The 24865-nt window shown below is 59.4% G+C and carries 22 protein-coding genes; all 22 read right to left on the bottom strand.

What is annotated here, in order from left to right:
- Positions 1-5: 5 nt before the first annotated feature.
- The 22 genes from NKH13_RS20740 to NKH13_RS20635 all read right to left on the bottom strand — a co-directional run bounded on the left by NKH13_RS20740 (position 6) and on the right by NKH13_RS20635 (position 24214).
- Positions 6-1229, bottom strand: coding sequence for a DUF6519 domain-containing protein (locus tag NKH13_RS20740; RefSeq protein ID WP_352914110.1), 1224 nt, complete (start codon positions 1227-1229; stop codon positions 6-8).
- A complete protein-coding gene (locus NKH13_RS20735; protein ID WP_352914109.1) occupies positions 1219-2337 on the bottom strand; it encodes a hypothetical protein in 1119 nt (372 codons plus the stop codon). The genes NKH13_RS20740 and NKH13_RS20735 overlap by 11 nt, the downstream gene beginning before the upstream one ends.
- 68 nt (positions 2338-2405) lie before the next feature.
- On the bottom strand, positions 2406-5132 hold the full coding sequence (locus NKH13_RS20730; protein ID WP_352914108.1) for a baseplate J/gp47 family protein: 2727 nt from the start codon (positions 5130-5132) through the stop codon (positions 2406-2408).
- Complete coding sequence (locus tag NKH13_RS20725; protein ID WP_352914105.1) at positions 5129-7162, bottom strand: baseplate J/gp47 family protein; 2034 nt, start codon at positions 7160-7162, stop codon at positions 5129-5131. Before NKH13_RS20725 ends, NKH13_RS20730 begins: the two co-directional genes overlap by 4 nt.
- A gap of 59 nt (positions 7163-7221) precedes the next feature.
- A complete protein-coding gene (locus NKH13_RS20720) occupies positions 7222-7578 on the bottom strand; it encodes a GPW/gp25 family protein (protein WP_352914102.1) in 357 nt (118 codons plus the stop codon).
- A 9-nt stretch (positions 7579-7587) separates the two neighbouring features.
- Complete coding sequence (locus tag NKH13_RS20715; protein WP_352914099.1) at positions 7588-7914, bottom strand: hypothetical protein; 327 nt, start codon at positions 7912-7914, stop codon at positions 7588-7590.
- A gap of 20 nt (positions 7915-7934) precedes the next feature.
- Complete coding sequence (locus NKH13_RS20710) at positions 7935-8441, bottom strand: phage baseplate assembly protein V (protein ID WP_352914096.1); 507 nt, start codon at positions 8439-8441, stop codon at positions 7935-7937.
- Positions 8438-9592 carry a hypothetical protein gene (locus tag NKH13_RS20705; RefSeq protein ID WP_352914094.1) on the bottom strand — a complete coding sequence of 385 codons (1155 nt, stop codon included), beginning with the start codon at positions 9590-9592 and terminating at the stop codon, positions 8438-8440. The genes NKH13_RS20710 and NKH13_RS20705 overlap by 4 nt, the downstream gene beginning before the upstream one ends.
- Positions 9589-9888, bottom strand: coding sequence for a hypothetical protein (locus NKH13_RS20700; RefSeq protein ID WP_352914092.1), 300 nt, complete (start codon positions 9886-9888; stop codon positions 9589-9591). The genes NKH13_RS20705 and NKH13_RS20700 overlap by 4 nt, the downstream gene beginning before the upstream one ends.
- Positions 9889-9897: 9 nt before the next feature.
- Positions 9898-10554, bottom strand: coding sequence for a hypothetical protein (locus tag NKH13_RS20695; RefSeq protein WP_352914090.1), 657 nt, complete (start codon positions 10552-10554; stop codon positions 9898-9900).
- Complete coding sequence (locus NKH13_RS20690; RefSeq protein ID WP_352914088.1) at positions 10551-12797, bottom strand: eCIS core domain-containing protein; 2247 nt, start codon at positions 12795-12797, stop codon at positions 10551-10553. Before NKH13_RS20690 ends, NKH13_RS20695 begins: the two co-directional genes overlap by 4 nt.
- Positions 12794-13042 (bottom strand): hypothetical protein, encoded by a 249-nt coding sequence (locus NKH13_RS20685; RefSeq protein WP_352914086.1) that lies wholly within the window; start codon positions 13040-13042, stop codon positions 12794-12796. Before NKH13_RS20685 ends, NKH13_RS20690 begins: the two co-directional genes overlap by 4 nt.
- Entirely contained in the window at positions 13039-15042 is a 2004-nt protein-coding gene (locus NKH13_RS20680; protein WP_352914084.1) for an ATP-binding protein, read from the bottom strand. The genes NKH13_RS20685 and NKH13_RS20680 overlap by 4 nt, the downstream gene beginning before the upstream one ends.
- The gene (locus NKH13_RS20675; protein ID WP_352914082.1) at positions 15039-16295 is read right to left on the bottom strand and encodes a Pvc16 family protein; all 1257 of its coding nucleotides are present in this window, start codon (positions 16293-16295) and stop codon (positions 15039-15041) included. Before NKH13_RS20675 ends, NKH13_RS20680 begins: the two co-directional genes overlap by 4 nt.
- A 1191-nt stretch (positions 16296-17486) precedes the next feature.
- Positions 17487-18143: a T4 family baseplate hub assembly chaperone gene (locus NKH13_RS20670; RefSeq protein WP_352914080.1), complete on the bottom strand. Its 657-nt coding sequence runs from the start codon at positions 18141-18143 to the stop codon at positions 17487-17489.
- A 90-nt stretch (positions 18144-18233) separates the two neighbouring features.
- Positions 18234-18749: a phage tail protein gene (locus NKH13_RS20665; protein WP_352914078.1), complete on the bottom strand. Its 516-nt coding sequence runs from the start codon at positions 18747-18749 to the stop codon at positions 18234-18236.
- 11 nt (positions 18750-18760) lie between these two features.
- On the bottom strand, positions 18761-20521 hold the full coding sequence (locus tag NKH13_RS20660) for a DUF2586 family protein (protein ID WP_352914076.1): 1761 nt from the start codon (positions 20519-20521) through the stop codon (positions 18761-18763).
- A 120-nt stretch (positions 20522-20641) separates the two neighbouring features.
- Complete coding sequence (locus tag NKH13_RS20655) at positions 20642-21289, bottom strand: hypothetical protein (protein ID WP_352914074.1); 648 nt, start codon at positions 21287-21289, stop codon at positions 20642-20644.
- An 8-nt stretch (positions 21290-21297) separates the two neighbouring features.
- A complete protein-coding gene (locus NKH13_RS20650) occupies positions 21298-21756 on the bottom strand; it encodes a hypothetical protein (RefSeq protein WP_352914072.1) in 459 nt (152 codons plus the stop codon).
- 83 nt (positions 21757-21839) lie between these two features.
- The gene (locus NKH13_RS20645; protein WP_352914070.1) at positions 21840-22865 is read right to left on the bottom strand and encodes a hypothetical protein; all 1026 of its coding nucleotides are present in this window, start codon (positions 22863-22865) and stop codon (positions 21840-21842) included.
- Complete coding sequence (locus tag NKH13_RS20640; RefSeq protein ID WP_352914068.1) at positions 22862-23041, bottom strand: hypothetical protein; 180 nt, start codon at positions 23039-23041, stop codon at positions 22862-22864. Before NKH13_RS20640 ends, NKH13_RS20645 begins: the two co-directional genes overlap by 4 nt.
- A 375-nt stretch (positions 23042-23416) precedes the next feature.
- Positions 23417-24214 carry an AfsR/SARP family transcriptional regulator gene (locus NKH13_RS20635; RefSeq protein ID WP_352914067.1) on the bottom strand — a complete coding sequence of 266 codons (798 nt, stop codon included), beginning with the start codon at positions 24212-24214 and terminating at the stop codon, positions 23417-23419.
- Positions 24215-24865 lie beyond the last annotated feature (651 nt).

The raw sequence follows: 24865 nt of genomic DNA, 5'->3' as shown, positions 1-24865 counted from the left end.
GATGACTAAGGGTCGATGTCCTTGTTGATCTCTCGCCACTGGGGTCCTACGATTCGCTGAAAATGCTCTATATCTGGCAGGGGCTTTCCGTCAGCGTTCGTCCGGATCAAAGCAAGCGGAGCGTAGACCCTCGTGGGCCTTCTCAGCTTCGCGCCATCGATATCCAGACCAGAATCGCGGTTGGCAAACTGCCAGTAGTCTCCGGGCGTGACGCGATCGTCGTGGTCTATTTTAACTTGGCTGTTCCACACACGTACGAATCGAAATAGGTTGTCCCCGCTCACAGCCTCGCTCAGCTTGATCGTCTGACGATCGATATTTTCGAAGCTGTTTCGGTCCGCAAATGCGATCTCTTTAACCTCGAGCAGCTTCCCGGGCTCATTGAATCGCACGTTCTCTTCCGTCAGAAGCTCAACGACATTTCTCTTTTCTGGAACCCAACTGTCAAGGACTCCCAGCCGAATCGTGATCTCGCTCGTCTCAGTCGTTGACTGTTCAGCAGGCTTATGGATCTCGAACAGAGCGAAGGCATTGTCGGTGGAGAATTTCCAAATGCCCTCTGAATGATACTCGGCGCGCAGCAACTGGTTTGGGCTCTTCCTTGCCAAATCCGTCAGCTTGGCCTTCAGCTCTTTGGGAAATGGGAGGTTCTCGGGGGCTTGCTTCTTTCGCTTGAATTCAGACCATTTGTTCGCCTGTTCGATTGCATCGTGGCAAGATTCGGGGTCCTTGATGGACGCGGGATCCTCGGGATCGGATAGCCAGTCGGTATGATTGACACGCCAAACCATCTGACCTCGGGCAGCCACGTCAACGCCTGGCAAGGCGGAATCCAGAAGGTTTCCTTGTTCCGCCGCTGTGACTTCCCTTTCAGTTGCTTCCAGGTAGACGAGATATGCTTTTTGCGACTCCATCTTGGCCGGCTTGAAGTATCTTTGCTCCCAATAGCCTGTTTCACCTTCGCAACTCAGCAACAGGCCATCCACCGAGTACCAGCCCTTGCGAAGTCGAAATCCCTTCCCGTCAATAATCGGAACAAACCCGCACTCGCCGCCAGCCGGCCCCCCATGGCGCCCGTAAATCGCGCGCGTCAGGGCACGAAGCTGATGCAGCACGATTGAGGTCTGTTCGTTCCAGTCACGATCGAGGATCGGTCGTCCCTGCTGGAGAAGAACCCGCGAATACCCTTGAAGGATATCAAAGCTGTCAGCCGATACATCAATTCGCATTGGTTTCACCTTTGTTGGGATGACAAACAGGACGACAAATGACGCCCGTTCGCGCTTCCATTGGAACGTGTTCTGCCAATCTTACCGTCATCACATTTTTGAGCTTCTCGCCGATGTCCTCGTCGTAGGCGACATAGTGCCTGAGAAAAACAGGACCGCTGTTGCGGGCCGGCGGCTGAACGCGGCCACGCTCCGGATCGACGATCCAGCGGCTCTCGCTGGGCCGGCCTGGGACACGCCCGAACGTTACCAGACCGCCGTCTACCGCAACCCGCGTGCGGGTGTCAGCCGATCCACGTCGCGGTGAGATAGGCTGAAACAGGCAGACAGCTCTGTCCTCTCCATATATTTCAGTTTTGTAGTCGCCTCCCCTGGGGCCTCCAAAGTCGCTCATGCGTATGGCGCGTGCGGACTGAAGCCCCTCCGTCGCATCGGCGCAAGCATCGGCGGGCGCATAAAGCTGCTGATCGTCACCGAGCGTAAGATAGCGACCCTTCTTGCTGTTCTGGAGCAGGGTGTCTTTCTGAAGCGATGCGCGCAAGGACCAAGCCTCGACGACGACATCAAGCGGGTGCCATCGACCGCGCGGACCGCTTGTATCGATGCGTCGGACCGTCGCCAGCCTCGCGACAAGTCCAGGGCCTTGGTCGATCTGATCGCGGCCAACGAGCTTGCGAAAATCCGGCGCACCCTGCGACCGGGGCGCGCCTGCGAAACGGATCGACGGCGTCGAAACGACCGCACGGTTGTTTTCGAAAACGACCGTGTGCCAACCCGTTATCAGTCGCACGATCGCACCCAGGACCTCGGCGGTCCCTTTGCGCCGCCTCGCCCAGATCGTCTTGGCGACATCCCGGCGCAAAGCAGGCTTCGATGGATTGTAGACATAGACCGAATCGGCCCCGGATTGACCGGATTTGCTGTCGGTCCCCTCCGAAGGCTGTCCGAAGATCGGCCGGTATCCTATCAGATCCGCGATATGGGCCAATTCTTGCTGGCCGCAGGTTTCGACGAAGAAGTTTGCGTAGGAATCCCTGATTTCGCTTTCGAGCCGGTCCGCCAGGGCGCCGAACTCCATGAGCTTGTTTTTCAGCGGCTCGCCGATCAACGAGTCGCGGTGTCGGACAACGGAAGGAAGCAGATCGTACAGTCCGCCGTCCTCGAACCTACCTTTGGTCATGACTTGTCCTGCTCCAGCACGATAGCGTTCGGGAGATTGGGTTGAACGAGAAGAAGCTCCGCGCCCACCAGACCACCCTCGGTGCCGTCGGGCGGGTTGGTGACGTCGATGCGGGACTGAAGCGCTTCGGCTGTCCCCGGGCCAGGGGTGTATCGCTGGAACGTCGTCAATGTTGCGAACTCGACCGCCCTGACGGACTGGATTGCCGCGAGCGCTTCGCTTGCATGGGCCGATTGAGCCAGTTCCCGTCGCTCGAATCCAAAAACGTCGATCAGCGCGGCGCGAACCGCGTTTGACGTATCGTCCCATGACGCGCCAGGTCGCAATTTCATGACGGCGCCGATCGCTATGGGACACAGGATGCCTGGCACGACGAAGATCGATGCAATGCCATCCTGGCGGCTGGCCATTGCCGTTTGCAGCGCGCTGCACGTTGCAATGTCCGACTCAGGCGACGCAAGACCATCGCGAACGATGCTGACGATGACCGCGGCGTGACCCCGAACGGGTGTGTAGCGGACCTTCGCCTTCGCGACGCCAGGATAGACGCGCGCCATGTAGAGGAAATCGGCTGTCGTCACCAACCGATCGAGCCCGACCGTTGCCAGCGGCGTGTTCGAGCGGATGCGATCGAGAGGCTCCCGGTCCGATCCGCCGGAGGCTCTCGTGTTGGATACCTCCTGAACGCCGAGCGGGTGATCGACGGGAAGCTTCAGTCTTCCACTTGCTATGTTGCCACCCTGGCCAAGCCCGATGCGGTAGCTTGCCCTGACATTCTCCCGGCCGGTCGGCAGCCGCGCCCCGGTGTCACCGTTGCCGAAGTAGACCCGTGCTATCGATGTGTCGTCGATCCAGAGCGAGAACGCGCGTCCCCCATCGACGGACCGTGCAAGCGTGTCGACGCAAGTCCACTCCTCGCCATCGACAGTCACGCTCAGTTCGGGTTTCGCTCCGGGAAACGTCGGAACGGAAAGCTGGGTCAGCGGCCCTCTTGCCAATGCGAAGGACTGGTGCTCGCGCGAGCCAATGCCGCTGCCAAGCACTTCCGCATAGGTCTCGCCATGCGTCGCCGCAACGACGTTGCCATAGAGTTTCACCTTCGCCGGATCATAGGTGTAGTTCAGTTTCTTGAATTTCAACGTCGTTCGCGTCGGAACGCCTTTTTGCGATGACATGCCGCCGTAGGGATAGGGCGGATGCGACACGCTTTCGACCGTGACGAGTTCCGGCTCCCGATCCTGCTCCGGTTCGCTTCCCTTGGGGGGATCGCCGCTCAAGACCATCAGGCGTCCCGGCTCGATCCCGAGATAGACGCCGTCCAGCTCGATCGCAACCGGCGTCTCGTCCGCCACTTTGTCGCCCGCGTTCTTCTCGTTTGGGTCCTTGCCGATGGACAGGATCGGTGTCTTGCCCAGAGGCAGCGCGATCTCGTCCAGGTGAATGATCACCCGTTGAACCACCTCTTCGTATTGTTCGGGCCAGTCAGCCGACTTCCAGGGACGGTTGAGTGTAAGCCTGGTAATATCGCCCGTAATTCCGTAGGCCGTTCGCGACGTCAGTTGCACGCTCGATACCTGATAGATTTCCAAATCCTCGCCATGGACCGACCGGCCGGGAATCTCGATGCACAGATTGCTCGACTGCACGATGTTCGGGTAGTGTCCCTCCAGATCGATGACATTGCATTGGTCCTTGTCCGCGTCATCGAGGCCCCAGGGTTCGCCTCCAGCCTTTGGATCGCGAGGGTTTTTCAAGCGCTGCGGAGCGCTGTGTCCAAACACCATGGCCCGCTTTCGAAACCCCATGACCTCAATCGGTTTCTTCTGGGAAGCCGCGGCCGACGAACGCTCAAGCGCCGTCATGGTGTTTGCCTCCATCCATGACCGGCCCATCATCTGCATCTGGTAATAGCCGTCGGAACTTTGTTGCTCGACCTTCGCCTGGTCAGCCGCCTGGTCAGCCAATGACTTCTTGTCGGGTGGATTGTCCTTTGTCTTCGTTGCCAGGCTGGGCGGTGGTTCGGACCGCCGGACAACGGATGTCGTCGTTTGATTTGCCTCCCGGTCCACATCGACGCTTTGCGCTAGAAAATAGATATCGCGGTCAGCCAGTTTGACCCAAAGAAGATCGCCAACATCGAGACCGGTCGCGGTACCGGTGAAATAGAACCTGGAAATGGACGCATCGACTGGAAAATCTCTCGACGTGGCGACCTTGATTGCATTCCAGTTCGATCGGGCAAGCAAGTCCTTGCTCGTCTCGAAGATCTGCGGTTCTTCGTTGGGCCGGGGGATGGCTCTTATCTTGCTGTGCGCTGGGATGAGAATGTCGTGCAGCAGATTCTCGTCGACGGTGTAGTAGAGGTAGCATTTTGCAGCGAGGCCCTGATCGGGCGTGTAGCCTGCCATTCTTGCCAGCTCGAAGACCGATCGCTCCTCGACGGCCGTGCCGATATAGCTCTCGTTGATCATCCGCTCCTGGTAGAAGCCAAGAACATCGCAGGCGACCGCCCAGGCATCCGCCAACGCTATTGTCGCGTCGGAAATGGTCGAACTGCCCTCCGCGGCAGGCGCCTGCCCGGCCCCAAGCTGGACCTTTACGGCATCGAGCACATGCTTGTGGTCGAACCGCTTGTCGACAATCTGTGCCCGCACCGGGGCACGCATGGCACTGATCACCTGTGGGGGCCTGAGCGGCCTCTTCCTGTCGCCGGAAAGGCTCATGGTCTATTCGCCCCCTGAGGTTTGTCTACTTTCACGACAAGATTGGCGGCAGGACGAACGCCCCAGATCGGTCGCTTTGCGATCTCGTACGGTCCGATCTCGATCTTGTTGATCAGTCGCGACGGAGGCTCGCTGGTCGGAGTGTCTTCTCTTGCGAATTTGCACTGTTTGACGCTTGCCACTCCAGGGATCGAGTGCAGGCAGGCGACGAGCTGGCTCCAGTAGATCGGTTGTCCGAACGTCAGATTGTCCGGATCAAAGAACGGCTTTTCCTGGGGATCCTGTTGCCGGGAATCCTCGATGCCAACCAGCTTTCGTCGAGCCTGGTTTAGAATGACGTCCGGCATGTAGCCCGTGAGGATCGAAAGCTCGAGATCGATGTTCAGTTCGACATAAAGGGGAACAGCGATCATGACGTCGTGATTGATGCGCCGCACCACCTCCAGCCGCTCCAGGACATGCTGTTTCAGCGCCGTCCATTTCACCGTCCCGTCAGGCAGGGACATGTCTTCGCCCTCGCCTTTGCCTTCCTCCAGGATTTGCCAGCCTTTCGGATCGATGGCCACGCGCACAACCCGGCGCGCGCCCTCATGCGTGATCGTGGCGGCAGCGTTGGCGACACCGGACACATTGCGGGCGAACTCAGCATAGTCTTCGACGGAAATTGCCCGCTGCTGGTGAACCCGCATCTCGCCTGGAGCGATCAGGCGGGCGGTGACGGCTGACTCAGGCTCCGTTCCACCCGTTCCCGGCATCGGGTTGGTTACCGTAACCCGGGCCAGATCAGCGAGAATCAGGCTCCGATTGGAAGATACGGTATCCTCGAGTATCAAACGGCTGATTGCGCCTGCGGGAACATTTCCAGCCTGGCCGTTTCCAACCCGATAGTCGGCTTCGACAGATTCTTTGGCCCTGGGTCGTTGCCCGACGCCCTCGCCATCCCCAAAACGGATCCAGGCGCGCCCGTCATCATCCACCTCGACACAGAAGTGACGATCGTACGGCAAGCTTTCAAGCAGATCGGCTCTGACATGCCCCCAGGGGGTTCCGCCAATTGTCAGCGAGATCTGGGGGAGCGCCTGGCGCGGATCCTGGTTGATCATGGCGGCCGCACTGCCGGCCGTTGCGGCCAACGGCACCCGATGCGTCAGGCTGAGTCCCGACAGCGGCCCCGCCCCGCTCCTCCATTTGATCGAATTCGAAACCGCCGAAGCCGCGGGATCCTGTGCCGGCGAAACCTTGTCCGACACCCATCGGCCATGGTCCACCAGGACGATGTTGCCAAGAGCCACGATCGGTTCGACCATGCCTTGAAGCAACGCATCATCGAAGTGCCATCGGATCCAGCTGTCCGTAGTTCCGGACTTCGCGGCAGAGACACCTTCCGCAAGCGCGATCGCTTGACAGATCTCGGCCCCGTCCGCGCCGGCCTGGCGACCCATGAGGATCAGCACGGTGCCTGCCTTCAGGACCACACCGGCTGGGAGACTAATTTGCGCGGTCGTGGCGTCTTTTTCGAGCGCGCCAACGACAGTGAAGTCGTTGTGACCGGCATCCAGTTCGATTGGCTCGCTATCAACAGGCTTGAAGATTTCGTAACTGGCCTCCGGCAGCACCGACAGGTCCTTCTTGCTCAGCAGGGGTAACTCCGCGCCGATCCGTTCGTTGGTTGCCGCAAAGATCAGATCGCCTGGCTCAAACCGCACGGGCCCCCCATTGTTCACGCAACAATGAACCCAGGCGCGCGCATTGCAGCCTTCATGGAGGACATAGTCCAGCAACCGCGCGTGTCTGCGCACGGAAATCCGCTGTCGTGCGGTGGCCAGATAGGCCTCTGTCGCAACGGCATCCTGATAGTAGCTGAGATAGTCGGCGACATAGGCGAGCGCTTCGACAAGGGTGACACCTAGGTCCGGCGCATGCCTCTCCTGCCATGCAGGCAGAGTGGACGAGAGACGATCCAGCATCAATTGCCGGAAGCTCTCATAGTCCTTGGCCATGTAATCGATCGAGGGCTGCAGTTTCGCCACTCTATCTCCTCCACTCATGAAGCGCCCGGCCTGGCCTGTGCGGCAGGGCCACACCGTTTCTAGACCGTTCGCTCGAACCGTTCGGCTCTCACCGTATTGTCACGCGGCAACTGGTATTCCAGCAGTACGCGAAGCGTTGCGTCCTCCGAGGAAACCTCTAGTTTCCGCAACGAAATGACATCCCCCATCCATCTGTGAATTTCCGACTCGACCAGCGCCTGCAGCGTCGCCATCACCTCCGTGCTCTGCGGCGCGAAAACCATCCGCTGGATGCCGCATCCGAAATCGGGACGGTTGACGCGTTCGCCCGGCATGGTGAACAGCAACTGCTCCAGCATCTGCCGCACATGCGCGGGGCCGTTTGCCAGCGCCGTGCTGCGGTTGGCGTCGAATGCATAGGGGAAGGCTATCTGCATGGTCGCTTCCTACATTCCGGTGGCGCGCGTCTGTGTCCGAAAGACCCGCAATGGCGTTCCGTTGGGGGTGCACTGGGATTGACTGTCAAACAGCAACACCTGGTCACCGCCGGCAAAGACGCGACTGGCCGCAATCAGCCAGCTTGCCGTCGTGCATGGCGGCGATCCTCCCAGCGTCCAGGCAGGAAACTGGCAGGCCGAGACAAGATAGGTGTTCGATCGAACCACGACCGGGTTGCCCCCCACCGTGACTCTTGGATTCACCATGGCCGGCTGTGCCGGGCCAAGATGCATGCATTTCACATCAGCTCCCTGATGCAGGATATAGCCGGTCATTCCGTCTCCCCTCCCAGATGTCAGCGCACCACCAGACCGTCACTGTTTATCTTCACTTCCGAGGCAGTTATTTCGATCGACATGGTCGGCCCGCATGAGATCTTCAGCGAAGATTCCGTCATGACGATCCGGGGCCCTTGCTCGCCACGCGAGGTCTCGATCACGACCGGATCGCCACCGACGCCGCCAAGGATCACCCGGTGCTTGCCAGTCGACTGAATCACCACCGGCAGCGAGCCGAGTGAAGCGCCGGCGCCGAAGGCGCTATTGAGTTCGCCCTCCTTCCACCAGCACCCAGTCCAGATCGCCTTATCCGGATCACCTTCCAGGAATTCCACCCAAACACCAGATCCGACCGGCGGGATCGCGTGGATGCCGTTCTTGCCGCCGGCGTAAGGGACGCAAGCATCCGCCCAAGTCTCCATTGGCGATCCACCCAACGAATATTGGACCTTCAGCCTGCCGCTGTTTGACCGATCGGTCGTCGAGACCACCGTGGCTCTGACCTTTCCAAGGCGGCCGGTCATGTCACCACCGCCTGCGCAAGCGCGCCCAAACTCTCCCGTGTCAGCGTGCAGCGCTGCGTATAGGACCCGCGCCGGATTGCGTGGCTGACGCGCTTGACATAGTACGCGCCGTCCAGCTGTCTCCCTGCGCCCCGCACGCCCACGACCCGACGGGGGCGAAGGACGTGTCCATACTCGGCGACATCGATGTCGGCGCTGGCCGACAATGCGTCTTCCGATCGCACCGCCGCCGCATTGCTCGCATCGAGCACATCCATGACGTCGCCGCCAATGCCATGGCGCGCCAGTGTCTTGCGCACGATTCCGCGCTGGAAATCGCGCGCCGGCTGCTGGGCCAGAGCGAGGCCCAGATCCAGCAGCGGCGAGACCGGCTGCAGCGTGCGCGTCCTCGCATCCATCGCCGTCCCGCTGGAGGTTTCAAGCTTGAGCGCGTCGTAGCTGAAGTGAATCCGCGCGTTGGTATCAGGCCCCATATTGACGGTCAGGGCAGGCTGCGGCGTCGAAATCTTTGGCGGCGGGCCCCAATAGGCCAGGTTGAAGTTCGGCATTTTTCCAGGCTCGACATAGAAGACATACGCATGCTCGCGCGCAAGCTTGCGCAGGTATTGAAGGTCGGTTCCATGTTGAACCGGTATCCGCTCGAGCGATGGCGTGCGACTGTTGCGCGGCGGGCGGATGTCGGGTGTGACGCCAAGAAACGTCTGGTATTGCCCCAATATCCTGTAGACGCGCATTTCCGGGTTGAGCCCGTCATGCGTAACGGTGCGCTCTTCGATATCCATCATGACGCGGATGTCTTCGCCGGTGACCGTCAGTGTGGTGCTGCCGGGCTCATCGCCCGGAGACGCCTGCCGGTGGGTGATGAAACCATCGATCAGGACTTCGTACTGTGCCCCGAAGGAAACCTGGACAGCGACGCGCGAAAAGGGCAGCAGCAAGGGGTGGGTGAACACCGGACTGTCCGTCGTCAGCACGCCCGCCTTGCGGCCGGCGCCGAAGGTCAGCTGGAACCCGTCATTGCCTTCATCGCCCAATTCGATCTGCACATCCTGCAGTGCTTCTGCCAGCATCGCCGGCGCAGGCACGGCAATCGTCTCGCCCAGAAAAAGGTTGAGGCGAATGCCCAGAAGCCGTGACGGATTCCAGCTCATGGTGTTCGCCGCCCTGGCATCGGTACCTTGATCACCCTGCCGACACCGGACATCAGGTCGAACGGATTGAGCACACCGTTCGCATCGCAGATCTGCCAGAACAGTTGCGGGTCGCCGAGTGTCATGGCCGCGATCGAATCCAACCGTTGCCCCTCGGTAAGCTGCACGTTGACGAGCGTGTCGAAGCTCTCGCGTGGTGGCAGTATACGCCGCGACGCATATGACACGACGCGCCCGTCAGGCCGTTCATATTGAAGTTTCTTCTGGTCGGAGTAACGGCTGGTATGGTCGAACATTTTTGCTCCCTAGAACAGCTGAATGCCGCCGCCCAGAACGCTCCCCGCGCTGGTCACGCTACGCATGGTGGCGAGGCCTTCCTTGGCGACCTGGTGGGCGATGAAGGCGTAGTAACCGGGACCGCCATTCGGCAGGTCGTTGTAGCTCAGCACCCGCAGGCCAAGGCTGACCTTAGCGCGGATGGGATTGAGGTCTGCATCGTGCTGCTCCTCGGTGACCGAGACCTCGGTCAGCCGCACCGGAATGACGCGCTTGAGGCCCCAGACCAGGAATGTCATGGGTGCTGCCGGCGGCATGATTTCGAGGCTGCCGGCGTTGATCTGGACATTGTTCCAGGCGATCAGCGCGCTCTTGGGGTAAAGCAGCAATTCAAGCTGCGCCAGTTGCGGATGAATGCCGACCGCGTTCGAAACGGCATCGCCGGAGGCGAGGTAATCGGTCGCGTCGATCTCGACCTCGAGACGCATGGTTTCGATCGGCGCCCCCTTGACGCGGGCATAGTCCGTCGTATCGACCGAGCCTTCGCCAGAAAATTGCGGCTGCAGCGAACGCGTCATGGTTTCAGGATTGTACTGAAACACAATGGCCGTCGAAGCCGGGTTCTGCAGATCCATGACCACCAGTGCAGCCTTGCGGAGCTTTGGGGAGGATGAGAGGCCGGTCATTTGCCCCCCGTAGACGGCTCGTCACCTCGGCTTGGGGAAGCAGACATCACGCGATGGGCCAGCGCGTCTGCCATGCGTTCCGCGGGGTCATCGATATCGCCGATCACAAGCTTGGGGTGCAGTAAAGGTAACAAAAACTCTGAAGTATTTTTCTGATCCAAACTTTCACGAATATGCATTTCAGTCAGTGTAACAAATTCTACCTCAACGTTTTTAAATTTTGCATATTGTACCATCCTATTGATATCTTCCGATAGTGCGGCAACATCTCTCTCAGAATTATCATGCGACAGCACAACGAAGTTCGTCGACTCTCCGTCTTTTAGGCCCCGTACAGCAACTTCAAAAGCACCAAATTCAGGATTTTCGGACAATTTTTTCATATCCCGAATTTTGTCCGCGGTTGGCTTTTTACCTTTGAAGTTATTCTTAACACCAACGGCCCAATCGTTACTTGCAACACCCGTCACTGTATCAACTCTACCTAGATCTCCGGAGGATTCGCCTCTTGGCGACCAATCTTTATATATAAATCCATCACCTTCGACTGATTTCATAAGATTGTTTTCATATGACTTTACCTTATTCTTGTTAATTTCGGATTCGCGCGGCTTGCTTTTATTCAATTTTGACAAATAAGATTTACGCTCTGACACGAGACCACCAGGCATTCGCACGAACCTCACTCTTATCCCAGCCTTCGAGAGATCATCTCGAAACGACCGAAGATCATCTATCGCATCTTCGACCGATTGATATGAGTAGTCCCTATCTTCAGTTATTGGAAACCAAGGCTTATGGTTCCTTGTTTTTGAGAAGGAATGAATGGCTATTTCTCCACCTTTATCTTGGATCTCTTTAAGCTGCTTTAGCTTCCCCGCGTCGATAACTCCTCCCTTCATGATTCTGTCGCGTTGAATAAACCAAGTGGTTCCATTCAATGATTGATAAGGAAGCGGTCCTTTCTGACGGAGAGCGGTTTCGATTGCATCTCGCATGCCTGGTGTATTTTTTTGAGGACCATCGTCGATCGTCAAAGCAACGCGAATTACTTTCTTTCCCTTATTCTTTGCGGCGCCGTCATCAATTTTACGTCTTGCGGTTGCCGCTCGCGCAGAAGATCGATCGAGGACAACGTGAGACAACTCATGCGCGATAAGTTTTCTCCCGCCGAAGGTAGAAGGCGAATAGTATCCTCGTCCGAAGGCGATATCGGTGCCCACCGTATACGCCCGCGCATTCACCGCCCGCGCCGACTCCGCAGCGCGGTCATCCTTATGAATTCGCACCGCGCTGAAATCGTGATTGAAGCGCTCCTCCATGAACTCGCGCGTTCCACGATCGAGCGGTTGCCCGGAGGATCTCAAGACGTCGTATACGATGTCCGGCACTTCCCCTTCTGGTTCCGTCCCTCCTGCTGCCGACCGCTGCATCAGTCCGCCGGTCTCCAGATCGGCTATCCGCTCTTCCGGATAGCGCTCCGCTTCCGAAGTCTCCTCGCCAAGCCGCTTGTTTTCTATGCCCGGTTGGCGAATCTGCTTCTTTGGAGTGTTCTTTCTCCGGTTTTTTGACTTATCGATCCTCAAAAAGAAAACATTCCCGCCTAATTGAACATGGTCAACTTTATCTTCTAACGTGGTGGTTTCTGCGGACCTGAACTCTAATCTATCTCCCACCGGATTCTGTTCGCGCCCAGATAGTATCCTTTTGGCTAGAGCTCTCGCATCGTCGACCTCAGATTTCATCTTGGGATCCGATAGAAATCCCATCGTCTTATCGGTGAAACCCATAAACTGGCGCACCCATTTCCCCTTCCTCTTCACTTTTTTGGAGAGTTGCGCGTGTAAACTTGTGCCGTAGTTGTTGTAGTTTTTCAGTGCCCGCCCGATCGCGACCCAAGCGACTGCTGTCCTGCCCTGTTCGGATTTGCGGTCTTCGCCAAGCATCACTGCTGCCAGTTCATCGACATCCGTTGAGGTGTATTCCCCAAGTGGACCTTGACTGACCTCTTCTGCCTTTCGCACGCTCCAGCCCGGAGGGCGTTCCTGAAGTGGATGCAGAAGGTTCTCTATGAGATCACCGCCATATTCATTCACCGCCGCCCGCTGCAGCACGCCCTTCTTCTTCGCGCACTCCTTGCACTCGCATTCGGCCTTCACCCCGGAGCGCCGCAGTGCGCCTCCGACGTGTTTGTGCGCCGCTGTCGGTTTGCGCTGCATCGCGCTTTGTGCACATGCGCTCATCGCTTCATTGCCTCGTAGATGCGGGCCGCCATATCCTGCGCGATACGCGCGTCGCCGCGCGCGCCGTCTGGAGACGACCGGACGGTGAGTGTCTTGACCGGCGCGCCCGATATGGACTGTACGCCGCCGGTTTCGATCAGGCCGGCGAGCTGGCGCTCGACCGCGGCCTTCAGCGCTGCCGGATCGAGACGCTGTCCGGCCGCCGCGTCGATCACCAGCCGGTCGATGTTCAGCTTCACTGTCATGCGATCCTCCGCATGTCCGATCCAGGCCGGAAATCGGCCTCGTTGACCGGCATGTCGAGCTTCACCAGTTCGGCGCGGGCGCAAGCGAGGATCAGCTCCATGCTCACCTTCCTGTTCTCGGCAACCGCGCGGAACGCCGTGTTCATCGCCACCGACTGGATGTTGCCGCCCGACAGCGCCAGCCGCGCAAGTCGTTCGAAATCCAGCCTTTCCGTCGGCGTCTCGTCCGGGAAGACACGCTGCCAGATGCCGGCGCGCTCGGCCACGCCCGGATAGGGAAAGTCGACGATGAAGCGCAGGCGTCGCATGAACGCCTGGTCGAGCGCCGACCGGCGGTTGGTGGCCAGAATGACCAGCCCGCGATAGGCCTCCATGCGTTGCAGGAGATAGTTGATCTCGATGTTGGCATAGCGGTCGTGACTGTCCTTGACCTCGCTGCGCTTGCCGAACAGCGCATCCGCCTCGTCGAAGAACAGGATCGCCCCGCCATCCTCGAAGGCATCGAAGACGCGACGCAGGTTCTTCTCCGTCTCGCCGATATATTTGCTGACCACGGAAGCGAGATCGATGCGGTAGAGATCGAGCTTGACGTGCCGCGCCACAACTTCGGCCGCCATGTTCTTGCCGGTGCCGCTGCCGCCGCAAAACATCGCGCCGATGCCGAGCCCGCGATTGGCCCGCCCGGCAAAGCCCCAGCGCTGGTAGACAGTCCATTGATGCCGCACCTGCGTGGCCAGTTCCTGGAGCAGGTCGACCTGCTGTGCCGGCAAGACAAGGTCGTCCCAGCCGGCCTTGGCGTCGATCCGTTCGGCGAGCCCCACGACCCGCGGCCGGACCGCGTCGCGCGCCTCCTGCCAAAGCTCGGCTTCCGTATCGGGTCCGCCTCGAAGCCTGGCCCGCGCGGCGATGCGCTCGATCCCGGTGACATCGAGGTTGAACTGCCCGGCCAGCAGGCCGGCCGTCGCTTCCTGTGCCGGTCCGAGCAGACCAAGCCAGGCTTCCTGCTGCTCGGACGTGGTCGGCTTGCCGACGAGTTCGGTCAGGCTCAACCGGTCGATGACCTGCAACGGGTCGCGGATCGCCAGAATGACAAGCATGCCGTCGAGCCGATCGAGAAGTCGCGTCAGCAGCGACGCCGTCGTAGGGCCGCCTGCACCATCGTCTTCATCACAGTCGATATAAAGCACCGCGCCGAGCAGGATCGACTCGCGCACAAGCAGCCGCGCGAATGTGTCGAGTTCGCCGCCCAGATCCGCAAGCGAGGCGACGGAGAGACGCCAGAGCCCGCGGCCGATGTCGCGCGAGATTTCGGCCGCGACCTCCCGCTTGGCCGCGCCGCCCGGCCCAAGCAGCTGAATGACCGCGCGCCCCGCGCTCTCGTCGGCCCGCAGAAAGGATTGGATACGATCGCATAGGGTCGCCTGCGAAGGCGGCAGCGAACCGGCGGGCGCAATCGGCCTGATCCAGCTGCCGATACGATCGTCGATGTGGTTGAGACCCTTCAGGTAGTTGACGATCCTCTCATCGGCCCGCAACGGGCTGTTGATCAGCGGTTCATTGGCCGGCTGATGAATCTCGATGAGCCGCCAGTAGCGCAAGCCGCCGGAAGGCGCCAATGCCTCCCAGGCCGGCTCGTCGGACAAGCGCATGGCCAGCGCAAAGGTCGGGAAGGGTTTTCCACCATCGCCATTCGCGGCCGCGCAAAGCGCGCCCAGGCCGCCATCGAGCGCGGTTGCCGTACACAGCAGAAGCACATCTTGCTCGAAAGCCGACAAGTCCAGCACCTGTGCCAGTTGCACCAGCGCCGGGACATTTCCGTCGTCTTTTGTTTTCTCGATCCCGATGCGCGGATCACGGGCCGTTCCGGCATCGCCCCGCCTGCCGGCTTTCTCCGAGCCGCTGGCACCTGCTGCGAGCGAGATCAGCCGCGCACGCACCCAGGCGACGCCGGCGGAAAGAAACGCGGTGTTGTCGGCTTGCCAGGTGGCGGCAGTGTTCATTTTTTCACCTCCACCACATTGGAGAAGGTGGGACGTTCGGAACTGGAAATCCCCTTGTCTATGTCCACGACCACGCTGTCGACGCCATCGACGCGAAGTCGAGCCGGGTAACCTCCAGGATCAACTCCCTCCAGTCTGAAAGCCAGGGACGTGTCGCCTTGATGGGGAGGGGTGTTCGACAAAACTTGACGGTTGGCAACGATCAGGGTTGCAGCCTGATTGTCGACAAGCGGTGGATTGAACTGGATCGTAAGGTCTTGTGGGACCGTGAAAGCAGCACCTGGAACGATCGAAATGATCTTCGGCGCCAGAGAGAACGGCACGGCATTGGTAATGTCGATGTGCTGGCCGTCTCTTTTGATTTCCAGCGATATGCTGCACGGACCGGCTGGAAACTTCGCCGCGGCAAAATCCAGTTGCGACAGATCCACGGTCAATCCGCCCCTGTCGCTGACGCTTAGATCGGCTGCCACCAGCTTCTTCTCGCTATGGTCGGGATTCTCCGCATGCATCAGCGAATGGATGACCGCCCTTGCGTTGCTTGGCAGGCCTTGCCCGTAAAGGAAGATCCTGTCGTCGATCTGCGCGGCGGTTCGACCCGGCCTCGATCCGCCCCTGAGCCATTCGTCGAATTTCCGGTCTCCGATTTCGACCCGCTCGATGGTCGGATAAAACTCCCCCTGCACCACAATCGAATCCGGGCTGCCGGTACCGCGGGTAAGCACGGGCAGAGGCGACCGCGTCGGCACCTCGCTCTCGATGAGAACCACCGACACCTCGTAGGCGACAGAGAGCAGCCGGGGGATTGAAACACCGGTCCACAGCTTCTCCATGTCGTCCAGCGACAGCGGCTGCATGCTGACCCTGGCGCGTTCGAAGGGAGCGACGGCCGCACCACCCGGATCGACAACGGGATTGTCGTGCAGCACCCGCATGCCGATACCAAGATCCTTTTGGGCGTTGGTCGGCTTGGGGGCCGTAGCGGTCAGCAAATAGCGCAGATCGAGCGCCAGCGGCGCATGCCCCGTTTCCCCCGGCTTGACCTTCCACGGGATATCCATGTTCCGCCAATGAGCGTTGGGAAGAATCTGATACAGGTGCAGGTTGAGCGCCGGGTTGGCCCCGTGAGCCGCCAGCTTGTCCAATGGCTCGGTGGTGACAGTGCCGGACAATCCCGATGCCGCGGCCAGCCTGCCACGCAGTGTCTCGGTGACCGCGGCAATGGCTTCGAAGTTACTCATCGCGCCCCCCACGCAGGCGCCGATCCAGGTATTCGCGCAATCCCATTCGCGGCGGAGGCGGACGTCTGGCCGGGGCTGGCGGCGGCGGACGCTGTTCGCGGATCTCTATCCTTCCGATGCTGACCTGCACGGAAGTCGGCTCTTCGCGGTGGGCCGGACTGTTGGAAGCGCCGCCAGAATCCGAGCCGGATTGCAGGGCTGGTTGGCGTGCCGGCGGCAGGGACACCAGCGAGATACCGGCCCGTATGGCTGGCCGCTGGCCGGCGCCTTCGCCGGCCCGGCTTGTGACGATCGAAGCCCCGAGCGCCCCGAGCCGGCGCGAAATCCGCGGCTGGCCGGCGCTCGATGATCGGCTGTTGTCGGATGCTGCCGCTGGGACTAGTCCAGGACGCGCTGGGGCAATATGCGGGTCGTCCGCCAATGGGTCTTGGCGGCTCGGATTTTCGGGCGCATCGCTTTCGGCTGGAACCACAAGACCGGAGGAACTGATGGGCGCGGCAACGGGCGATGCTGCGAGGCCTTGTGGAGCGACAAGGGTATGCGCTGTCCGGGCACGCGCTGCTTGCCCGGACGATGCTGGCACGATCCGTGCTGGCACCACGGTCGGTGCCGCGACCACATCTAGCCCGCTCGGCTGCCCCGTGTCGGGATCCGACCGTTGCGTCCGATCCTGCGAGGTACCCCTGCGATCTCGCGCCGCGCGGACCTGTGGAGGCGCAGGCGCTGGGAGAGCATCCGCAGGCTTTTGAGCTGGCGACATGGTTGCCGGGCCTCGATCCGCGGTGGATGGGACACGCAATGGAGAGGGAGAAACCACTTCCGGCGTCGCCTCGCCGGTCGTCAGACCAGACGCATCGTCTTGCCTGTCGAAGCGCCGCTCCAGGGCGCGAATTTGCAGCGTCATCGCCTCTGCCGACCAATCGCTGCGCGAAGACCTCTGTCCTGGATCGGCGTCGTGTGATCCTACCTGCGGGGCAACGGCGCGTGCCGCCGCAATGACGGTCGAAGCGGGCTCGGCAACGGTGTCCTGCCTGTCTGCAGGATCGTCAGCACCCTGCTCTGCCGTGTATCGAGCCTCTTGCCAGGCAGCGGGTGCCACGAAATCGCTGGACGCTGGCGACGACCCGTACAGCGAATCCGGCTTTGCCCGGATCGCCGACACGGATCCGGTCGCTTTCATCTGCAGGGCGACGAAATAACCCGTCATGCGCCAATCATCCCGAGATAATAGGCGCGTCGCGCAGGGCTCAACTGGAGCACATCACGCTCTGTCCAGCCGTAAGCGCGCGCGAACAGATGGACCTCGTGCAGAAGCATCCTCGCCCACCGATCCACATCGGCCCACAAAAGACTGGCGACATCGAACAGGCTTTGCCAGGCATGGCCGCATTGCGTGCATCTCAGATCGAGCCAGATCGCCGCGAGCGGGTCGCGCCGTTCCATCTCCTTGACCAACAGCTCCACGACATCGCGAGGAAGTGCGGCAAGCTCCGTACGTCCATCCGGTCCCTCGATGTCGATGATGCAGCGTGGCAGCATCCGGGCCTGGAATTCGTCGGATTCAGTTTCGAAGCGGGAAAGTGCCAGCAGATCCGCGGAGTTGAGCGGTCGAAAATGGACACGGTGGTTCGGGCCATCCAGCCAGTAGTCGCCTGCTTCTGTTTCACCCGCTTGCCACAGGAAGTCGCTGGCGGAGACAGTGAACTCCAACTCTCCGTTGCATGCGGGACAGCCGGTCAGGCACTCCATGCCATCGCCGAACAATGCCTGCCGCAATCGCAAGAGGTGGGCATCGCGGACACCAAGCGGCAGCCCGGCAAGCGTGTCCGCATGCGCCGCCGGAACCGCCAGCGCCAGCAATGCGATGGCACGAGCCGCCGGCGTGAGCCGCGACGCGTGCTCCCATGTCTCAAGCAGGGAACTCGGCTTGACCGTCACTTCAATTCACCTTCATGCAAAGGACGGCTCCGAAGGCTCCTTGACCTCGGAGTCGCGGTCCCATCCTTCGTTCTCAAGCTTGAGATGCTGAATGGCGACCGCATTGGCATTGGCGTCCAGGTCCGGCAGGGCCTGGAACTCGGAAACCCAGCAACGAAAAACCTTGTAGGCGATGGCGAGCTGCCCAGCCTCGTTGTAGAGTTCGATGAGCAGATCCTTGCGGAAATCCTTGAGCGAGGTCTCCGAGCCGAGACCGGCGCCCTGGTGCCAGATCTTCTTGGCCCAGTTCTCGAACTCCTCGTCATGGGTCACGCCGCGTTCCAGCGTGATAGCATCATAGGTGGTGCGGCCTGGAGATTTCCGGCCGCTGCTGGGGTCGCCCCCCTCGCGGTGCGTCACCACTTCGGTGGTGCGCTTGAGCCCGCCGATCTTGCTCACCCCCGCCACGTATTTCCCGTCCCACTTCACGCGGAACTTGAAATTCTTGTAGGGGTCGAACCGCTTCGCATTGACGCTGAACTGAGCCATTTCAAATCTCCTCAGGTTTGAATGTCGCCAGCAATCTGCTGGAGCTTGACGACCACGAATTCCGCCGGTTTCAGCGGGGCGAAGCCGACAAGGATGTTGACGATGCCCTTGTCTATGTCGTTTTGTGTCGTGGTTTCCTTGTCGCATTTGACGAAATAGGCTTCGCGCGGCGTCTGGCCCTGGAAGGCGCCTTGTCGGAAGAGGTCGTTCATGAACGCGCCGACGTTGAGCCGGATCTGGGCCCACAGTGGTTCGTCATTGGGTTCGAACACCACCCAGTGCGTGCCGCGATAGAGGCTCTCCTCGATGAACAGAGCGGTGCGGCGCACGGGGATGTACTTCCACTCGGATGCGAGCCGGTCGTCCCCCTGCAACGTACGCGAACCCCAGACGATGCGGCCCGCTGCAGGCATCGAGCGAAGGCAATTGATACCCAGCGGATTGAGCTCGCCATTCTCGCCATCGGTAAGCGGCACACTGAGCTGCGGCACGCCAACGAGCGTTGCCTCAAAACCGGCGGGTGCTTTCCAAACCCCGCGGGTGGTGTCGGTGCGAGCGAAGATGCCCGCGACGGCGCCGCTCGGCACGAAATCGCGAACCTGACCGCCGAGCATCGGGTCGGGCTGTTTCAATCTGGGAAAAAACAGCGCGGCGTTCTTGCTGTTGGTGCCGATGTCGGTCACGCCGGCTATTGCCGACTCCTTGCTGTTCCATCCGGAACGCGGATCAATAAGGAACATCGCACGCCGGCGTTCGCAATACTGTGCGGCCGCGGAGATCACCGACGTGTCGACGTCACCGCTGGTATATGGCGGAATGCAGAGAATGTTGAAAAGATCGGCATCATCAAGAGCGTAAAGCCCTTTCTTGCCTGCCTGGTTTCCATCTCCAATAAATTCTGCTTCCTTAAGAAACAGTCCGTCGGAGCCATCAAGGGCAGTGAAGGCATCTTTTAGCTTTTTCTCTTCGTCTTCTGTTTTTTTGTTGGCATTTTTGGCGACGGCGAGTTGCTTCTCTGCCTTCGTCATTGGATCGGCCAAGTTCAACAGCGCTGTGTTTAACGCTTTCTCGGCATCTGAAACGGCCGTCCTGGCATCATCGATATCCTTTTTGACTTGCGGCTTGGCACCTTCCACAGTTGCAAGCTTCTTCTTGGCATCAGCGAGCGCCTTCTGACTTTCGCGCAATGGCTTGATCTTGGAAAGGCTCTCCGGAACGGACGGACACCGGACCAATGCCGATCCGGACGCGAGAACACCATCGATCTTTCGAGGCGTATCGGTCAGGGTTAAATTTCGGAACTGCTCGACCTCCCCGCTATTGCTATCTCGTACGGTCAGATTGAATAAATCTTCAAGAGGCAGATTCAATGAGTCTGCCCCAGCTTGGGTGACATCGAGATCGATTTCGGCGCGTAAGTTCTTCCCCCATTTACCTTCATCGACAGCAACCAAAGTCAGGTTGTCAACAATAACCTTGGTCTTCTCCTTTGTTTGGTCCGCGTCATGGCCGAAAAGGCGGACAATGACCGCCTGGCTGCCTCCGTTTAAATAGAAATCGCGCACCGCGTAGCCCAGCGTGCTGTCCTTCCAAAGCCCTCCAAAACGACGCTCGAAATCGCCGTAGCTGTTAATCGCGATTGGCTTGTTGACCGGCCCGCGTTCAGCCCGTCCGACAAACGCCGCAATGGAAGTCCCCACTCCCACAATGGTGCGAACACCGCTCGGGATTTCTTCGATGTAGACGCCCGGATAAGTCAGCGCTGATGGCATTGGATTCTCCTAAGCTCCATGGTGAGATGACAGGCAAATCAATCGACGCTTTCGCCGTCGCAACGCGCCGGAAGGCGCGCGTTTCATTCTTCGGCCCGATGTTTGCCACGGGATGCTGGTCTATGCATGAGCCAACTCCCGCCCGGGCACATCTGCCGGTCCAGGCGGCTGCACGGCAGGTGCTTTCGCATCGCTCAATTTGGTAGCGATCTCATTCAGCAGTTTCTGGAAATCGGTTCCGGCTGCTTGCAACGCTTGATCCGGATCCTTGCGTGCAATGTCGATATCGCCGGCGCGCTTCACATCCTTGGTGGGGTCGAGATTGAATCGATCACAAACGAATGCCGCCAGCGCGACACAGCGACCATACATATCTTTGGCAGTGATCTGACCACCGAAGCAAAGATTGACTGTGATTGCGCACTCCTGCGCATTGAAGCCAGGTTTCAACTGGACGAAACATGCCTGTTCAACAAAGCCTACGCTGCTCGTCAGTGCGGGCACGCATTCGATGATGACCGTGTCATCGACGATGAAATGCCCGTAGGCCTGCCCCAGATCCTTCGCGGCATCGACGGCCGTCAAGCCGCGCCGACCAGTGTCGCCGATCACGATCTTCCTGACCTCGGCAAGCGCCGTTCCCGGCCGCGGCGGAAGCGCACCTTTCGGTTTCGACTGCGCCTTCGGAATCCAGTGGCGTGTAACCAGATATCCGCCAAATGAATCTGGTAGGCTACTGACCATCCCTGCTCCCCGAATTAGTTTCATTGAGGTTCTCATGACTTGGTCAGCTTGTTCGGCAATGTTACGAAAAATGCGCCGACCTTTTTCACCAGATCGATGAGCTTCTTCATCATCGGTCTAAGATCCGCCGCGAAGTACCCGAAAGCCACCAGCGTGAGAGCGTTCTGGAGATTTAGCTTTGTTGCAGGCGACATACGTTTAGGGTCGACAGCTGTCGGATCCAGGACAAGATGATCGGTCCGCAGGTTGAAATAAGCTGCGGCCATAATTCCAACAGCCACTGCCGCGAAGACCGCGAGAATAAGTGCCGGCAAATCCACTACTTTGGGTGAATCTTCGTTGAGCCGTCCGGTGGGCCACTCGCCACGCACCCACAATTGAATCATCAGTCCGACTAGTCCGAAAATTGCACCCGTGGCGCCCGGAGGTTGCGTCAAACCGTCGACGATGATCGTGACCAGTTCTCCCAGTTGTTTGAAAAAATCGTCCATTCTGGGCCTCCAGCCTCAGGCCAACCGCATGGCAGAATGACCGCACCAAGGGTTGGCCAACGGCGTTGAAGTCGTTGGATATTTCATGATGACTTGTCCTCTTCCGCCGGCTGATCCGGCGTGGCCAGGAGCGCACCGAGTTTAGGGTCCTGTGTCACCATGGGAGTCGGGCCTGCATCTTCGCTCGCAGGGGATCCAGCGCGTCGCGGCAATTTGCTTGCGACCTGCCGGGACATGTTCGCGAGCCTGCCCCCCCAGACCACGGCGACGGTGACGGCGCCAATGGCTATGAGGACGGTCATGATGTCCCAGGGTTGCTGATTGCCGCTGAGAATGCCGACCACATAGGCCAGCGCGAAACAAAACGGCAGCGCGCCGACTATAATCAGCGCGGCGCCGGAAGCTGCCGTATCTCCCATGCGGTTCAGAACTTTGTCGCTTCGCCTGCCCCCCTTCAACGGTCGGGGCCGGACCAGCGACGGTTCTTGGGCTGCCAATGCTCTTTCCCGAAGACCCAAGCTGAGCAGCAGCCCGCCAATCAACAAGGCCGACACCAGGGAAACACCATCGATCAGGTAGGAAAGCCAGGGATCGGGCGTCCAGCCGAACAATGGTTTGCCGAACCAGCCCACGCTCGCGCTCAAACTCACGAGAAGAATGAGCAACAGGGCCCAAATCAGCGGTGCAAACAGCTGAGGCTCGCGATTGATGAAGAGCAGGCGCTGGTCCGAAAAGGTCGTACGGCCGTCGCTGGTTTTCAGCACGGCACGCAGCGGATAGAGCCCGCCACTGAGCCCATTACTGATTTGAAAAACCGTTTGGCCGCCGGCAGCGCTCCGCGTGTCCCATCGTTCGCCATTGATCTCGAGCGACAATTCTTCAGGCTTGGCGCAACCCTTTCCAGTCTTGACCTCGACGGTAACAGAGAAGGAAGAGCTTTCCTGGACTACAGCCGCAGAGGGCAGGATCGAAACGCAGTGCGGCGACGCAAACACCTTCCCGCAGTTTGGACAGGCATAGGTTCGCTCGTCCCACTTCGGATCGCCGGTGTCGGCAGCCCAGCAATCGCCGAAGTTGGAACAGGCAATCAATGTCGATGTCGCGTTCACCGTCCTGCCCGCCGCTTTGGCAACGAAACCCCGTGCTTGGTCCGAAGTCGATCTCCAATGAAGTTGATCAGCGACTGCCCATCCTCGAACCAATGTTCGCGATTACCGTCGGTCACCCTGCCGCGCCAGACAAAGCGATCGTCATCCTCCAGCCAGAGGTGAATGAAGAAACTCATGTCGGCATCCTGGGCACGTCTTTGACCAACCATCACGGGCTCGCGGAACCTCGGGCCAGACTTCGCAATTCAAAACTTGGCAATTCAATTTCACAGTAGCGGGGCGGAAGCTTTTGACCGGCACGCCGGATCGAGCGCGGCAAGACCGGCGCGGCACGTTGGGGGATTCCTGCTCATGACCGTACCGTCACGCCGGCGTCACAGCCGACAAATCGCGACTCGGCATGCACCGAGCCCGAATGCCCGGAAACTGGACATCAAGGGCCGTAGGGAAAACGATGTGTTTGAGAGCGGAGCTTGCCGAGGAATTGGCGACGCCGCTTTTGCACGGCGTCTCGTTGCCGGCCTATGCCCGGACGATCTGTAAAGAGAATTCTACGAAACCGACCGCTCGGAGCGGATGCGATCAATCAGGGCACTCGTATTCTTCGAAGGAGCGATGCCCAACTCGGCTTTCAGCATCGTCGCAAGTTTCTCATATTGTCGAATAGCTGAAACGCGTTGCCCGGTGTTGCAGTAGAGTTCGATCACATGCTGTTGGACCAACTCCTGCAACGGCTCGATCCTCAGCGCCGACTGGCCCGCGGCCAACGCGTTGTCCATGTCTCCAACCGAGACATGATGCTCCATCAAACGGCGATAACCCCGCAGGCACAGCAGGCGCAGCCGCTCACGCTCGGCAAGCACCCAGTCATCGTACCAGCCGAGCAACAGATCGCCGCGATAATGGGTCAGGCCGACGACGAGGTTTTGAAGAAGGCTCGCTTCAAGCATGCCCTGGGGCACCACAAGAGCAGGCATGATCGCCGCTTCAAATTCAACGATATCGAACCAGATGGGAGCCAGCGGCGAAATCCGCGGTTCACCGCGTGGAGACAACTCAAGCCAATTCGATCCATTGACTTGCAGTGCCTTCCTCAGCCGCTGCAGTGCCGTTCCAAGGCAGGAGCGACCGCGGGTCGGTTCGCAGGAGGACCAGAACTGCTCGATGATGACTTCCCGAGGATGATCGATTTCGCGAAAGAGTACCAGACAAGCCAAAAATGAGATGTTCTGGCGCGACAAAGCCACCTCGCGGCCTTCGGACAGCACACGAGTTCGACCCAGAAACTCAACAGCAACCGGCATCTCCCGCCCCCGCAGGAAGACAACATCGACAATCTCAATCGACAAGCCCACTCTTTTTACAAGATTACATAACCCATACTTCGAGGCAACCGTTGATAGGATCGAACCGGTCAAAAATTGTTCTGGACGTGATAAAGACGGCGAATTATGATATGCTAAGGGTTAAAGCGGTAATTGATTACTGAGAACTAGTTGATTGATTCCGACATTTAGAACCCTCGGTTTCGGGCAGCGGTGATTTCGTCTGGATTGACTTTCCAGATGAGAGGAATGGAGCACCGATTACAATGTGAACCGGCCTCACACTAGCCGCGGTGGGCTCACCCGACTTAAGCTTGTCACCCGATCCGTCAAGGATCAAAACGTGAATAGGCTAAATGGGGACAAACCGGGGGAGCAACTCCTCAACGAACACGAATGGCACGATTTGCTAGTACGCCCATTCGCCGCAACGGCGGCCATGGCGCTTCTTCAGCCAGCGTTTCGTCTTGCACGTGATGGTCGCACTGCCGCCCCCGGCGCGTCCTCCCAAGTTCCAGACCGCATATTATGCGACATTTGTGGCCGCTCTGTTCGACAGATGGCCCATCGGTCCCAAGTTCCAGACTGCATATTATAGATACCCTGCCATTCGCTGCTGGCATCAAAGCTCTTGCAAGGGCGGCCATGGCAATATACCTCTTAACTCACCTACTC

It is taken from the genome of Mesorhizobium sp. M1348 (genome assembly GCF_040317925.1).
Taxonomy (GTDB): Bacteria; Pseudomonadota; Alphaproteobacteria; order Rhizobiales; family Rhizobiaceae; genus Mesorhizobium.
This window is presented reverse-complemented; position numbering and strand designations above follow the sequence as displayed.

Coding starts and splice junctions, on each gene's coding strand:
- NKH13_RS20740 (WP_352914110.1), bottom strand. CDS start 1,229: ATGCGAATTGATGTATCGGCTGACAGCTTTGATATCCTTCAAGGGTAT.
- NKH13_RS20730 (WP_352914108.1), bottom strand. CDS start 5,132: ATGAGCCTTTCCGGCGACAGGAAGAGGCCGCTCAGGCCCCCACAGGTG.
- NKH13_RS20720 (WP_352914102.1), bottom strand. CDS start 7,578: ATGCAGATAGCCTTCCCCTATGCATTCGACGCCAACCGCAGCACGGCG.
- NKH13_RS20715 (WP_352914099.1), bottom strand. CDS start 7,914: ATGACCGGCTATATCCTGCATCAGGGAGCTGATGTGAAATGCATGCAT.
- NKH13_RS20710 (WP_352914096.1), bottom strand. CDS start 8,441: ATGACCGGCCGCCTTGGAAAGGTCAGAGCCACGGTGGTCTCGACGACC.
- NKH13_RS20705 (WP_352914094.1), bottom strand. CDS start 9,592: ATGAGCTGGAATCCGTCACGGCTTCTGGGCATTCGCCTCAACCTTTTT.
- NKH13_RS20700 (WP_352914092.1), bottom strand. CDS start 9,888: ATGTTCGACCATACCAGCCGTTACTCCGACCAGAAGAAACTTCAATAT.
- NKH13_RS20695 (WP_352914090.1), bottom strand. CDS start 10,554: ATGACCGGCCTCTCATCCTCCCCAAAGCTCCGCAAGGCTGCACTGGTG.
- NKH13_RS20690 (WP_352914088.1), bottom strand. CDS start 12,797: ATGAGCGCATGTGCACAAAGCGCGATGCAGCGCAAACCGACAGCGGCG.
- NKH13_RS20685 (WP_352914086.1), bottom strand. CDS start 13,042: ATGACAGTGAAGCTGAACATCGACCGGCTGGTGATCGACGCGGCGGCC.
- NKH13_RS20680 (WP_352914084.1), bottom strand. CDS start 15,042: ATGAACACTGCCGCCACCTGGCAAGCCGACAACACCGCGTTTCTTTCC.
- NKH13_RS20665 (WP_352914078.1), bottom strand. CDS start 18,749: ATGGCTCAGTTCAGCGTCAATGCGAAGCGGTTCGACCCCTACAAGAAT.
- NKH13_RS20660 (WP_352914076.1), bottom strand. CDS start 20,521: ATGCCATCAGCGCTGACTTATCCGGGCGTCTACATCGAAGAAATCCCG.
- NKH13_RS20655 (WP_352914074.1), bottom strand. CDS start 21,289: ATGAAACTAATTCGGGGAGCAGGGATGGTCAGTAGCCTACCAGATTCA.
- NKH13_RS20650 (WP_352914072.1), bottom strand. CDS start 21,756: ATGGACGATTTTTTCAAACAACTGGGAGAACTGGTCACGATCATCGTC.
- NKH13_RS20640 (WP_352914068.1), bottom strand. CDS start 23,041: ATGAGTTTCTTCATTCACCTCTGGCTGGAGGATGACGATCGCTTTGTC.